General features: G+C 70.5%; 14 protein-coding genes. 11 read left to right on the top strand and 3 right to left on the bottom strand.

Features of this window, described 5'->3' with window-relative positions; genetic code table 11:
* Together ABZ371_RS20025 and ABZ371_RS20020 are read left to right on the top strand one after the other, a co-directional pair.
* Nucleotides 1-829: RDD family protein (locus tag ABZ371_RS20025; protein WP_358681274.1), on the top strand; the 829-nt coding region annotated here is incomplete at its 5' end.
* Between the two features lie 306 nt (nt 830-1,135).
* Entirely contained in the window at nt 1,136-1,780 is a 645-nt protein-coding gene (locus ABZ371_RS20020) for an RDD family protein (protein ID WP_358681271.1), read from the top strand.
* Nucleotides 1,781-1,813: 33 nt separating this feature from the next.
* Here the strand turns inward: ABZ371_RS20020 and ABZ371_RS20015 are convergent, their stop codons facing one another.
* The gene (locus ABZ371_RS20015; protein ID WP_358681269.1) at nt 1,814-2,107 is read right to left on the bottom strand and encodes a hypothetical protein; all 294 of its coding nucleotides are present in this window, start codon (nt 2,105-2,107) and stop codon (nt 1,814-1,816) included.
* Nucleotides 2,108-2,486: 379 nt separating this feature from the next.
* On the opposite strand from ABZ371_RS20015, the gene ABZ371_RS20010 reads away from it, so the two are divergent.
* Nucleotides 2,487-4,886 (top strand): immune inhibitor A domain-containing protein, encoded by a 2,400-nt coding sequence (locus ABZ371_RS20010; RefSeq protein WP_358681266.1) that lies wholly within the window; start codon nt 2,487-2,489, stop codon nt 4,884-4,886.
* Between the two features lie 124 nt (nt 4,887-5,010).
* Nucleotides 5,011-5,370 (top strand): hypothetical protein, encoded by a 360-nt coding sequence (locus ABZ371_RS20005; protein ID WP_358681263.1) that lies wholly within the window; start codon nt 5,011-5,013, stop codon nt 5,368-5,370.
* A 43-nt stretch (nt 5,371-5,413) separates the two neighbouring features.
* Here ABZ371_RS20005 and ABZ371_RS20000 read toward each other — a convergent pair whose 3' ends face one another.
* A complete protein-coding gene (locus tag ABZ371_RS20000; protein ID WP_358681260.1) occupies nt 5,414-5,998 on the bottom strand; it encodes an isochorismatase family protein in 585 nt (194 codons plus the stop codon).
* Nucleotides 5,999-6,180: 182 nt separating this feature from the next.
* Entirely contained in the window at nt 6,181-7,509 is a 1,329-nt protein-coding gene (locus tag ABZ371_RS19995; RefSeq protein WP_358681257.1) for a nicotinate phosphoribosyltransferase, read from the bottom strand.
* A gap of 87 nt (nt 7,510-7,596) precedes the next feature.
* Between ABZ371_RS19995 and clpS the strand changes: the two genes are divergently transcribed.
* From clpS to ABZ371_RS19960, 7 genes are all read left to right on the top strand, one after another.
* Nucleotides 7,597-7,905, top strand: a complete 309-nt coding sequence (gene clpS, locus ABZ371_RS19990; RefSeq protein ID WP_358681254.1) for an ATP-dependent Clp protease adapter ClpS — start codon at nt 7,597-7,599, stop codon at nt 7,903-7,905.
* A gap of 41 nt (nt 7,906-7,946) precedes the next feature.
* Nucleotides 7,947-8,549 carry a DUF2017 domain-containing protein gene (locus tag ABZ371_RS19985; RefSeq protein WP_358681251.1) on the top strand — a complete coding sequence of 201 codons (603 nt, stop codon included), beginning with the start codon at nt 7,947-7,949 and terminating at the stop codon, nt 8,547-8,549.
* A gap of 314 nt (nt 8,550-8,863) precedes the next feature.
* Entirely contained in the window at nt 8,864-10,297 is a 1,434-nt protein-coding gene (locus tag ABZ371_RS19980; protein ID WP_358681248.1) for an amino acid permease, read from the top strand.
* A gap of 112 nt (nt 10,298-10,409) precedes the next feature.
* Nucleotides 10,410-10,844 (top strand): M67 family metallopeptidase, encoded by a 435-nt coding sequence (locus ABZ371_RS19975; RefSeq protein ID WP_358681245.1) that lies wholly within the window; start codon nt 10,410-10,412, stop codon nt 10,842-10,844.
* A gap of 119 nt (nt 10,845-10,963) precedes the next feature.
* Complete coding sequence (locus ABZ371_RS19970) at nt 10,964-11,077, top strand: putative leader peptide (RefSeq protein ID WP_358681242.1); 114 nt, start codon at nt 10,964-10,966, stop codon at nt 11,075-11,077.
* 109 nt (nt 11,078-11,186) lie between these two features.
* Nucleotides 11,187-11,465, top strand: a complete 279-nt coding sequence (locus ABZ371_RS19965; RefSeq protein WP_358681240.1) for a MoaD/ThiS family protein — start codon at nt 11,187-11,189, stop codon at nt 11,463-11,465.
* Complete coding sequence (locus ABZ371_RS19960; protein WP_358681237.1) at nt 11,465-12,415, top strand: cysteine synthase; 951 nt, start codon at nt 11,465-11,467, stop codon at nt 12,413-12,415. Before ABZ371_RS19965 ends, ABZ371_RS19960 begins: the two co-directional genes overlap by 1 nt.
* The last annotated feature ends 87 nt before the right edge of the window (nt 12,416-12,502 follow it).

Below are 12,502 nucleotides of genomic sequence, written 5' to 3'. Positions count from 1 at the left end.
GGAACCCGCACCCGCCGACGGCACGACGGCGAGGCGGGCCACGCCTCCCGCCCCCCCGCAGGCGCCCGCCCCCGCTCCACAGGCACCCGCCCCGGCCGCCGGGCCCCCGGTCGCCCAGGCCCCGGCTCCCGCACCGCACACGCCGCTGACCCCCGGCCCCGGCGGGGGATCCGCCTCCTGGGCGCAACAGGTCCACCAGCTCGCCCAGCCCGGACAGGCGGCCCACTCCCGGCCGCAACTCCAGGCCCCCGCACCGCAGCAGGGTGCCCGGCCGGAGCAGCAGCCCGTCGTCCCCTGGAAGCCTCCGGTGGACGACCCCTTCCAGCAGCTGGCCCGCTCCCAGGCGTCCGCGAGGCCCGCCGGTCTCGGGAAGAGGCTGGCGGCCCGGCTCCTCGACACGGTCGTGCTCGGAGCCCTGTCCGGGGCGGTGGCCTTCCCGTTGGCCACCCGGGCGCTGGACCACGTCGACGGGAAGATCGAGGCGGCGAAGCGGTCCGGCGAGACGGTCACCGTCTGGCTGCTGGACTCCACCACGGCCGGCTTCCTCGGCGCCGCGGTCGTCGCGTTCCTCGTGCTGGGCTGTGTGCTGGAGGCCCTGCCCACCGCCAGGTGGGGCCGCACGCTCGGCAAGAGGCTGTGTGGCATCGAGGTCCGGGACATCGAGTCCCACGACGCGCCCGCCTTCGGGGCCGCGCTGCGCCGCTGGCTGGTGTACGGGGTCCTCGGCCTGCTCGTCATCGGTGTGGTCAACGTGCTGTGGTGCCTGGTCGACCGGCCGTGGCGCCAGTGCTGGCACGACAAGGCGGCCCGTACCTTCGTCGCGGGCTGAGAGCCGCCCGCGGTGTGAGGGCGGACAGGGGCCCCTGGGGCGGCGGGCCCGGTCGGTGGCGCACATTCCGCGGTACGGGTCCGTGGGGCCGCGGGCGGGGTCCGTGGCGCGGGTCCCACGGGCCGGGCACGGGCTGCCGCCCATGCCCGCACGGAGTGCCGCAAGGGCGGTGCGGGCCACGGACGCCGGGCCCGCAGGGCGACGGTGCCGGCCTTCCGGACCCCCGTACGCCCGTGTGCTGACGTCCCGTCCCCCGAAAGCACCTCAGCCGTTGCGGGCCCGCGCGGGCCGCGGTGCACTGCCCCCATGAGCAACGAACCGCCGCCGCCACCCGGTCAGCCGCCCGACGACGATCCCTTCTCCAAGCGTCCTCCGCAGGGCCCGCCGCCTCCGCAGGGGCCACCGCCCCCGCCGTACGACGCGGGACCGTTCGGTGGCGGCGGGCCGTACGGCGGTCCGGATCCGCTGGCGGGCATGCCGCCGCTCGCCGAGCCGGGCAAGCGGATCCTGGCGCGGCTGATCGACTTCCTGATCATCTCGATCCCGCTGTACCTGATCTCGCTGCCCTGGGGCGGGGCGGTGGACGTCTCGTCGGACGGCAACGACGACGACTTCGGCAACGCGGTGGGAAACGCCTACAGCGGGCATCAGCTGGTCTGGTCACTGATCGGCCTGGTCGTCTACGTCGCCTACGACACGTACTTCACGCACAAGGACGGCAGGACGCCCGGTAAGCGGCTGCTGAAGATGCGGGTGGCGATGCTCAACGACGGTTCCGTGCCCGACACGAGCTCCGCGCTGATGCGGGCCGTCGTGCTGTGGCTCCCGGCACTGCTGTGCTGCCCGTGCCTGTGGTGGCTGATCAACATCATCCTGATGTTCACCGACAAGCCCTACCGGCAGGGACTGCAGGACAAGGCGGGCAAGACCGTGGTGGTCGCCGTCCGATGACCGGCGTGGCGCCGGGTGCGGGCCGAGGCGGTCTCAGCGGTGCAGCGAGTGCTCACCGACACGGTCCCGGTGTGCGGCTGCCGTGTCGATCTCCTCGATCACGTGCCGGGTGCGGGCCGGGGACGGTGCCGTCGCCCGGCGGGCCGGACCGCGGCGTCCCGGCAGCGGGACGGTCACGGCGACGAGGAGGCCGAGGACCAGTGCGGCACTGCAGACGACGGCCACTCCCACGTCCGAGTCCGTGCCGGAGAGCAGCAGCATCGCGAGGGCCGAGAGGACGACGGTGAGCGAACCGTAGGAGAACTGTGCGGCAGTCGGACGAGGCATGGCGTTTTCCGTCCTCCGGGTGTCGGATGGGGGTCTCTCAACACGTTCGCACTGTCAATCGACTCTACGACGGTGGATGCCCCGGGGGAACGGGTAGTAAGCGTGACCTAACCCACGGTGCCGGTGCACGGGGGGCGCACTGAGTCACGCGGCCGCCGATCGAGGCGGCCCACGCGCCGGTCGGTCACCTCCCAACCTCGCCTGGGCGTCCGGATACCGGTAGGCGGCTCCCGCATAGTGCACTTGGCCTGTGCAAGTCAAGATCTGTCTTTTCTCTCGTAACTCCGATCGAATGTCGTCACTTGTGACGCGTCAACGCGCGCGGCCCCGCTTCACCCTTCCTGGCCGCGGACGCGAACGCCGGGGAGGACTGCATCAAGTGACCACTCAGAGACGAGCGCTGCGAGCCACCGCCGTGGCCGTGGCCCTGGCCGCCACCGCCGCGACGGCATCCGCCTTCGCCACGGCGCAGGCGGACGACAGGACGTCGGACTCAGGCGCTTCCATCGTGGACAGGCGCGATCCCGCGCCGGCCAAGGCCCACGAGCACGACCTGGAAGGCCCTTTCAGCAAGGAGCAGGACGCCCAGCGTCAGGCCGCGCTGGAACAGGTGCTTTCGGGTGACAAGAAGGTGACGGCCAAGGGCGGTTCCAAGGTCGTCAAGCTCGGCAAGAGCAAGTACGTGGAGCTCGGCCGGGAGAAGACCGACAAGATCTTCACCATCCTCGTGGAGTTCGGCGACAAGGTCGACGACACCACGATGTTCGACCCCGACGGTGACGGCCCCAAGCCGCCCGTCAAGAAGTACGGCGGCACGCCCGGCCCGCTGCACAACCGGATAGCCGAGCCGGACCCGGCGAAGGACAACAGCACCGCCTGGCAGGCCGACTACGACCAGGAGCACTTCCAGGACCTGTACTTCGGCGAGGGCAAGGGCAAGGACTCCCTCAAGACGTACTACGAGAAGACGTCCTCCGGGCGTTACTCGGTCGACGGCGAGGTCTCCGACTGGGTCAAGGTGCCCTACAACGAGGCTCGTTACGGCTCCAACTACTGCGGTTCCACCAACTGCGCCAACGTCTGGGACACGGTCCGCGACGGCGTCAACGCCTGGGTCGCCGACCAGAAGGCCAAGGGCCGCACGCTCGAACAGATCAAGGCGGACCTCGCGGGGTACGACGAGTGGGACCGCTACGACTTCGACGGCGACGGCGACTTCAACGAGCCCGACGGCTACATCGACCACTTCCAGCTGGTCCACGCCGGCGAGGACGAGTCCGCGGGCGGCGGCGCCGAGGGCACCAACGCCATCTGGGCGCACCGCTGGTACGCCTACGGCACCAACGCCGGTGCGACGGGCCCCGCGAACAACAAGGCCGGTGGCGCCGAGATCGGTGACACGGGCATCTGGGTCGGCGACTACACCGCGCAGCCCGAGAACGGCGGACTGGGCGTCTTCGCCCACGAGTACGCCCACGACCTCGGCCTGCCGGACCTCTACGACACCTCCGGTGGCGGCGAGAACTCGGTCGGCTTCTGGTCCCTGATGTCGGCGGGCTCCTGGCTCGGCACCGGCGACGGCGAGATAGGCAACCTCCCCGGCGACATGACCGCCTGGGACAAGCTGCAGCTGGGCTGGCTCGACTACGCCACGGCCAAGGCCGCCACCAACTCGACGCACAAGCTGGGCGTGTCTGAGTACAACACCAAGGACAAGCAGGCGCTCGTCGTCGAGCTGCCCGAGAAGGCCGTCACCACCACGGTCACCGAGCCCGCCGAGGGTGCCAAGCAGTGGTGGAGCGACATGGGTGACGACCTGTCGAACACCCTGACCCGCTCGGTGGACCTGACCGGCAGGAAGTCCGCCTCGCTGGACCTGTCCGGCTGGTACGACATCGAGGCCGACTACGACTACCTCTACACCGAGGTGTCGGACAACGGCGGCGCCTCCTGGACCGCGCTGGACGGCACCGCCGACGGCAAGGCCATCCCGCGCGACGCCAGCGACAAGCCGGCCCTGACCGGCGTCTCCGGTGCGTACCGGAAGCTCTCCTTCCCGCTGGACGCCTACGCGGGCAAGAAGATCGACCTGCGCTTCCGCTACCAGACGGACGGCGGCGCGGGCGGCAAGGGCTTCACGGCCGACGCCGTCACCGTCACCGCCGACGGCACCGCGCTCTTCACGGACAACGCCGAGGGCGACGACAACGGCTGGACCGCCAAGGGCTTCTCGCGGATCGGTGCGTCGTTCACCAACGACTACCCGCAGTACTACCTCGCGGAGAACCGCCAGTACGTGTCGTACGACAAGACCCTCGCGGTCGGCCCGTACAACTTCGGCTTCACCACCACCCGCCCCGACTGGGTCGAGCACTACGCCTACCAGAACGGCCTGATGGTGTGGCTCTGGGACACCTCCCAGAAGGACAACAACACCTCGCAGCACGAGGGCCAGGGCCTGATCCTGCCGGTGGACTCGCACGCCAAGCCGCTCAAGTGGACGGACGGCTCGCTCCTGCGCAACAAGATCCAGCCGTTCGACGCACCGTTCAGCTGGTACCCGAACAAGGGCTTCACGCTGCACAACGCCGACAAGCCGCTGAAGATCAAGCCCTCGCTGGGCGTCCCGGTCTTCGACGACCGGCACGGGACGTACTGGTACAAGGAGAACCCGACCGGGAGTGTCAAGGTCACTGACACCAACACCCGGATCACGATCGTCAACGAGCCGCTCAGCGGCTCCACGATGACCGTGAAGGTCGGGCCCGCGGGCAGGTAACCCGTAACACCGCAGGTCACGCCTTGATCGGCCGTCGCCCTCTAGCGGGCGGCGGCCGATCGTGTTTAGGTGCGTCCTACCGAATTCTTGTTGACGCGATGTCTTACGGGGGGAGTGCGAAGCCATGGCAGCCGGAGGTTTCTGCAGACTGCCGAACGGCACGGTGGTGGTGGCACTCGCCCTTGACCGGCCGGCCGGCGGAGCCGGGCCGGGGGCCCCGGTACGGGTGCTGGTGCACGCCGCCAACCGGGCGCGCGCCCTGACCAGACTGCGCAACCTCGGCCTGCGGGCCGTCTACCTCAGGGGCAACGCCCAGCCGCCCACCCCCGACGAGATCACCGCGGTGCTGCACCACCCGGACGGCCTGCTGTGGCGCACGGCGCACCGGACCGGACAGGAACCACGCCACCAGGAGCTCTGGCACCCGATCCGCGCCCTGCTGGGCCCCGCCGGTTACGCGGGGCCCGCCCGCCCGGCGGCCTGAGGCCGCCCGGGAGCGCGGGCCACCGGCGGGCCCGGGGCCCGGGTCAGACGACCGGCTTGCCCGACAGGACCACGCCCGCCGCACGGAGCTCCGCCAGGGCCCGCTCCGTCGTCCCCTCGGCCACCCCGGCGGTCAGGTCCAGCAGGACGTGCGTCGCGAAGCCCTCACGGGCGGCGTCCAGGGCGGTGGCGCGCACGCAGTGGTCCGTCGCGATACCGACGACGTCGACCTCGGTCACGGACCGCTCGCGCAGCCACCGGGCGAGCCCGGTCCCGTTCTCGTCGACCCCTTCGAAGCCGCTGTACGCGGCGGCGTACGCCCCCTTGTCGAAGACGGTGTCGATCGCACCGGAGGCGACCGCCGGGGCGAAGTTCGGATGGAAGCCCACCCCTTCGGTGCCCGCGACGCAGTGCGCCGGCCAGGAGTGCTCGAAGTCGGGCGTCGCCGAGAAGTGGTCGCCCGGGTCGACGTGGTGGTCGCGGGTGGCCACCACGTGGCGGTAGCCGGGCCGGGCCTCGCCGATCAGGTCGGTGATGGCGGCGGCGACATCGGCGCCGCCCGCCACCGCGAGGCTGCCGCCCTCGCAGAAGTCGTTCTGAACGTCGACGACGATCAAGGCGCGATGCATGACGGGTGTCCTTCGGTGGGGGTCGGCTCGGGTGCCGGGGGCGGGCGGGGACGCGGAGGCGGTGGTCGCGGGGAAGGGCCGGGCACGGAACGGGTGCGGACGCCATCGAGCCTAGAGACTCGCGGGGGGCTGCGGGAGGGGGCACACCCGCCGGGTCCGTGCGCCTGGGCCCCGCCGCCCTCTCAGACGTACTCCGTGGGGATCACCGGCTCGCCCCGCGACAGCTGCATCGCCGACATCGGAAGACCCGACCGTGCCGCGATGTGCCTCTCGCGCGCCGCCTCCAGCGGCTCCCGGGCGACGACCTCGCCGCCCCTGACCAGCTCCACCTGGAGCTGCCGGCCGGCCAGCTCCGGGGGCACGTCGCCGGTGCCGATCACCTCGGCCTCCGCCACCCCGTACTCGTCCAGCCGGCGCGCCGCCCACTTGCGGCCGCCCCTGGACGTCTTCGCGCCCAGCGACTTCTTCACCACGGGGACGAGCGGATCACCCGGATCGGCGGAGCCCGCCCGCGCGACCAGCTTGTAGACCATGGAGGCCGTCGGGTGGCCGCTCCCGGTGACCAGCTGCGTGCCCACCCCGTAGGCGTCGACCGGTGCGGCGGCCAGCGAGGCGATCGCGTACTCGTCCAGGTCCGACGTCACCACGATCTTCGTCTCCGTGGCACCCAGCTCGTCCAGCTGCTGGCGCACCCGGTGGGCGACCAGCAGCAGGTCGCCCGAGTCGATCCGTACGGCGCCGAGCTCGGGCCCGGCGATCTCCACGGCCGCACGGACGGCCTCGGTCACGTCGTACGTGTCGACCAGCAGTGACGTGCCCCGGCCCAGCGAGTCCACCTGTGCCCGGAAGGCGTCCCGCTCGCTGTCGTGCAGCAGGGTGAAGGCGTGCGCGCTCGTCCCGACGGTCGGGATGTTGTAGCGGAAGCCGGCCGCCAGGTCCGACGTGGTGTGGAAGCCGCCGACGTACGCGGCGCGTGCGGAGGCCACCGCCGACAGCTCGTGCGTGCGGCGCGCACCCATCTCGATCAGCCGGCGGCCGCTCGCCGCGGCCGACATCCGGGACGCCGCGGCGGCGATCGCCGAGTCGTGGTTGAGGATCGACAGGATCACGGTCTCCAGCAGCACGCACTCGGCGAAGGAGCCCTCGACCCGCAGCAGGGGCGAGCCGGGGAAGTACACCTCGCCCTCCGGGTAACCCCAGATGTCCCCGCTGAAGCGGTAACCGGCCAGCCAGTCGACGGTGGCCCCGTCGACGATGCGCTGGTCGCGCAGGAAGGCGAGCATCTCGTCGTCGAAGTGGAAGTTCTCCACCGCGTCCAGCACCCGCCCGGTGCCCGCGACGACGCCGTAGCGCCGCCCTTCGGGCAGCCTCCGGGTGAAGGCCTCGAAGACGGAGCGCCGCTGTGCCGTGCCGGCTTTCAGTGCGGCCTGCACCATGGTGAGCTCGTACTGGTCGGTGAAGAGCGCGGTCGACGGCACACCGACCCGTCGCCCAAGGTCCGCTGAGTTCATGCCGGGGATGCTACTCCCTATTCGTCAAACTGACGAGATGGGGGCTCCGTTTGTGCGCCGCCCCCCTCCTGGTGGCAGCATGGGCATGTGAGCGTTGCTGCCCCCGTAGAGATCGAACGACCCGAGTCGGCCGAGGAGACCTTCGCCGTCCCCGAGCCCGACGTCCCCTGGGTGACGCTGGTGCACAACGATCCGGTCAACCTGATGAGCTATGTGGCCTATGTCTTCCAGGCCTACTTCGGGTACTCCAAGGACAAGGCGCACAAGCTGATGCTCGACGTCCACCGCAAGGGCCGCGCCGTCGTCTCCAGCGGGAGCCGCGAGGAGATGGAACGCGACGTCCAGGCCATGCACGGCTACGGGCTCTGGGCCACGCTCACGCAGGACCGCAACTGACCGACCGCTGCCCCTCCGTCCGACCCACCATCGGAGAATTCATGGCCGGCCACTTCGAGGCCACCCCCGGCGGCGGCGCGGCCGTCGCGCTCGACGAGGTCGAGATCGCCATCCTGCGCTCCCTCGCCGTCCAGCTGCTCGAGCTCATCGGCCCCGGCGACGAACCCGCCGACGGCGCGGACCCCCTCGCCGCCCTGTTCGCCGAGGGGCCGAGCGAGCCGCCCGCCGACCCCGCACTGGCACGCCTGTTCCCCGAGGCCTACGGCAGCCCCGAGGGGTACGGGGAGGGAGACAAGGAGCTCCGCGAGGCGTCGGCGGAATTCCGCCGCTTCACGGAGAACGACCTGCGCTCCCGCAAGCGCGAGGACGCCCTCGTCGTCGTCCGGACCCTGGACTCGCTCGCGCCGGCCGGGGACGGGGGCGCCGTGCTCACCCTGACGGCGGACGAGTGCCGCAACTGGCTCGGCTCCCTCAACGACCTCCGCCTCACCATCGGCACCCGCCTGGAGGTGTCCGACGAGGACGAGGGCCAGGACGGCTCCCTCTACCGCCTCCCCGACAGCGACCCGCGCAAGCCGATGGTGATGGCCTATCTCTGGCTCGGCGCACTCCAGGAGACGCTCGTCGAAACCCTGATGCCGTGAGGCTGCCCCGGTAGCCGGGTGGTTCGCTCAACGGATGCTCAAATCCGAATAACGATCCCGTCACCCGAACAGCCTTCTTTGCAGCGGCTGGGGACTCTTGTCCGCTTTTTCCTGTGGCGTGCGCCACATAATGTCCGGCGGCCCGTCCGGGTACACGTGATAAATCTTCACGACCGCCCGGGGACGCCACCCCTGTCCCCGGGGGCGCTACAAGCCGGCCGAACGCCGGCGGCACTCCATCCATATCCGGGGGGATCAGGACCTGATCCGACGCCTATGACGGCGCGGATCGGCGTGGAGAAAGGCGCACCACCATGACATCGGCGCAGGTCGACAACGGACAGGCGGACGGCCCCGAGGCCGCGGAGACCGGTAGGACGGGCGAGGGCTACCAGCGTGGCCTGGGGGCCCGCCAGATCCAGATGATCGCCATCGGCGGCGCCATCGGGACCGGGCTCTTCCTCGGCGCGGGCAAAGCCATCGACAGGGCCGGGCCCAGCCTCATCCTGGCGTACGCCATCGCTGGCCTGGTCATCTTCTTCATCATGCGCGCACTGGGCGAACTCCTCATGTACCGCCCGGTGTCCGGCTCCTTCTCGGAGTACGCCCGCGAATTCCTCGGCCCCTTCTTCGGATTCGTGACGGGCTGGACGTACTGGTTGTTCTGGGTCGTCACCGGAATCACCGAAGTCACCGCCGCGGCGACCTATATGACGTACTGGTGGGATATCCCGCAATGGCTGTCCGCGCTCGTGTTCACCGTCATCCTCTACGGGGCGAACCTGATCTCCGTCAAGCTCTTCGGTGAGCTCGAGTTCTGGTTCTCGATGGTCAAGGTCACCGCGATCCTCGGCATGATCCTCATCTGTGCCGGGGTGCTCACGATCGGATTCTCCGACGCCGGCGACACCGCCACCGTCGCCAACCTCTGGAACGACGGCGGATTCTTCCCCGAAGGCATCAGCGGCACGCTGATGACCCTCCAGATCGTGATGTTCGCCTTCCTCGCCGTCGAGCTCGTCGGTGTCACCGCGGGCGAGTCCAAGGACCCCAGGACCGTCCTGCCCAAGGCCATCAACACCGTGCCGTGGCGCATCGCCGTCTTCTACGTCGGCGCCCTCATCATGATCCTCTCCGTGGTGCCGTGGAGCACCTTCCAGCCGGGCGTCTCGCCGTTCGTCGCCGCGTTCGAGGAGATGGGTCTCGGCATCGGGGCCGCGATCGTCAACTTCGTCGTCCTCACCGCCGCGCTCTCGTCCTGCAACTCCGGCATGTACTCCACCGGGCGCATGCTCAGGGACCTCGCCCTCAACGGCCAGGGCCCGAAGGCGTTCACCAGGCTGACGAAGAACGGCCTGCCGCTCATCGGGACCACGTTCTCCGCCGCCCTGATGCTCGTCGGCGTGTGGATCAACTACCAGTGGCCCGGCGACGCGTTCAACTACGTCGTCTCCTTCGCCACCATCTCCGGCATGTGGGCCTGGATCATGATCCTCGTCTGCCAGATCCGCTACCGGGCCAAGGCCGACCGCGGCGAGCTCCCGCAGTCCGCCTTCAGGGCGCCCGGCGCGCCCTTCAGCAGCTGGTTCGCCCTCGGGTTCATCGGCCTCGTCATCGTCATGATGGCCATCGACAAGGACGCCCGGATCTCGCTGTACTGCGCCCCGCTGTGGGGTCTCATCCTCGGCGTGTCCTACCTGGTCCTCAAGGCGCGCAACCCCGACAACACCGCCTTCGCCAAGCGCTGACCCGCGCCACGGCACCCCCCGGGCACCGGCCGCCCCAACGGTCGTGTCCGGCATCCGGGCCCTCCCGTACCACCCTTCGGTACGGGAGGGCCCGTCTGTCTATCCTGGCGCCATGCTGACCCTCACCCAGGCGCTCTACGACCAGATCGTCGCGCACTCCCGTGCCGACCACCCCGACGAGGCGTGCGGAGTGGTCGCGGGCCCCGCCGGGACGGGCCGCGCCGAACGCTTCATCCCGATGCTCAACGCCGCGCGCTCGCCCACGTTCTACGAGTTCGACTCGGGCGACCTGCTGAAGCTCTACCGCGAGATGGACGACCGCGACGAGGAGCCGGTGATCATCTACCACTCCCACACGGCGACCGAGGCATATCCCTCCCGTACCGACGTCTCGTACGCCAACGAGCCCGGCGCCCACTACGTGCTGGTCTCCACCGCCGACACCGACGACGCCGGCCCGTTCCAGTTCCGCTCGTACCGCATCGTGGACGGAGTGATCACGGAGGAGGACGTCGAGGTCGTCGAGGCGTACCCCCCGGCCGCCTGACCTCCCGGGGGCGGCGCGGGCCGCTCCGCCCCCACCCTCTGTCCACCTGGCGAACGCATACCGTCCACCATGCGGGATCACACTCCGGGTTGCGGGCCGGGAATCGATACGATGAGCGCATGGTTCCCCATGACGTGAGCGACAAGACGCCGGGCATGCTGCTCGTCGCGCGGCTGCACGTCGACCTGTGCAGGCTCTCCAGCGCGATGTGTACCGCCACCGCATGCCCGTGAACCGCACGGTCTGAGCCGCCCGAGCGCCTCACACACATAAGCACCACCCCGCGCGGGGCCCGCCACGCGCGCCCCCGCCACCTCCACGCTTTCGACAGGAGCCCACGCCATGGCCATCGAGGTCCGCATCCCGACCATCCTCCGCACCTACACCGACGGCGCCAAGGCGGTCGAAGGCAGCGGTGAGACCCTCGCCGACCTCTTCGCCGACCTGGAGAGCCGTCACACCGGCATCCGTGAGCGCATCGTCGACGGCGACAAGCTCCGCCGCTTCGTGAACGTCTACCTCAACGACGAGGACGTCCGCTTCCTCGACGGCATCTCCACCAAGCTCAGCGACGGCGACAACGTCACCATCCTCCCGGCCGTCGCCGGCGGCATGCGCTGATGCGGTACGACTCCCCGCTGGACGCCGTGGGCAACACGCCCCTGGTCCGCCTGCCGCGGCTGTCCCCCTCCGAGGACGTCCGCATCTGGGCCAAGCTCGAGGACCGCAACCCCACCGGCTCGATCAAGGACCGCCCCGCGCTCCACATGGTCGAGCAGGCGGAGAAGGACGGCCGCCTCACCCCCGGCTGCACCATCCTCGAGCCGACCAGCGGCAACACCGGCATCTCCCTCGCCATGGCGGCCAAGCTCAAGGGCTACCGCATCGTGTGCGTCATGCCGGAGAACACCTCGCAGGAACGGCGCGACCTGCTCGCCATGTGGGGCGCCGAGATCATCTCCTCCCCGGCCGCGGGGGGCTCCAACACCGCCGTGCGCGTGGCCAAGGAGCTCTCGGCCGAGCACCCCGACTGGGTGATGCTGTACCAGTACGGCAACCCGGACAACGCGGGCGCCCACTACGCCACCACCGGCCCGGAGATCCTCGCCGACCTCCCCTCCCTCACGCACTTCGTGGCGGGCCTCGGCACCACCGGCACGCTCATGGGCGTCGGACGCTACCTGCGTGAGCACAAGCCGGACGTCAGGATCGTCGCGGCCGAACCCCGCTACGACGACCTCGTCTACGGCCTGCGCAACCTCGACGAGGGCTTCGTCCCCGAGCTCTACGACGCGTCCGTCCTCACCACCCGCTTCTCCGTCGGATCCGCCGACGCCGTCACCCGCACCCGGGAACTCCTCCAGCAGGAGGGCATCTTCGCGGGCGTCTCCACCGGCGCCGCGCTGCACGCGGCGATCGGCGTCGGCAACAAGGCCGTCAAGGCGGGCGAGCCTGCCGACATCGTCTTCGTCGTCGCCGACGGCGGCTGGAAGTACCTGTCGACGGGCGTCTACACCGCCCCCACCACGGAAGCGGCGATCGAGACCTTGCACGGCCAGCTCTGGGCCTGACGGCCGGGCCCGACGGTCCGGACCCGACGGGCACCGGATCTCCGGCGGGACAGGACGTCCCTGCGGCGCGGGGCGGACCGGATCACC

Origin of the sequence: Streptomyces sp. NPDC005899 (genome assembly GCF_040629645.1) — a bacterium.
Lineage (GTDB): Bacteria > Actinomycetota > Actinomycetes > Streptomycetales > Streptomycetaceae > Streptomyces.
This window is presented reverse-complemented; position numbering and strand designations above follow the sequence as displayed.

Excerpts from the sequence above, each read along its gene's own strand:
- ABZ371_RS20020 (WP_358681271.1), top strand. The coding sequence starts at position 1,136 with ATGAGCAACGAACCGCCGCCGCCACCCGGTCAGCCGCCCGACGACGAT.
- ABZ371_RS20015 (WP_358681269.1), bottom strand. The coding sequence starts at position 2,107 with ATGCCTCGTCCGACTGCCGCACAGTTCTCCTACGGTTCGCTCACCGTC.
- ABZ371_RS20005 (WP_358681263.1), top strand. The coding sequence starts at position 5,011 with ATGGCAGCCGGAGGTTTCTGCAGACTGCCGAACGGCACGGTGGTGGTG.
- ABZ371_RS20000 (WP_358681260.1), bottom strand. The coding sequence starts at position 5,998 with ATGCATCGCGCCTTGATCGTCGTCGACGTTCAGAACGACTTCTGCGAG.
- ABZ371_RS19995 (WP_358681257.1), bottom strand. The coding sequence starts at position 7,509 with ATGAACTCAGCGGACCTTGGGCGACGGGTCGGTGTGCCGTCGACCGCG.
- ABZ371_RS19985 (WP_358681251.1), top strand. The coding sequence starts at position 7,947 with ATGGCCGGCCACTTCGAGGCCACCCCCGGCGGCGGCGCGGCCGTCGCG.
- ABZ371_RS19980 (WP_358681248.1), top strand. The coding sequence starts at position 8,864 with ATGACATCGGCGCAGGTCGACAACGGACAGGCGGACGGCCCCGAGGCC.
- ABZ371_RS19975 (WP_358681245.1), top strand. The coding sequence starts at position 10,410 with ATGCTGACCCTCACCCAGGCGCTCTACGACCAGATCGTCGCGCACTCC.
- ABZ371_RS19970 (WP_358681242.1), top strand. The coding sequence starts at position 10,964 with ATGGTTCCCCATGACGTGAGCGACAAGACGCCGGGCATGCTGCTCGTC.
- ABZ371_RS19965 (WP_358681240.1), top strand. The coding sequence starts at position 11,187 with ATGGCCATCGAGGTCCGCATCCCGACCATCCTCCGCACCTACACCGAC.
- ABZ371_RS19960 (WP_358681237.1), top strand. The coding sequence starts at position 11,465 with ATGCGGTACGACTCCCCGCTGGACGCCGTGGGCAACACGCCCCTGGTC.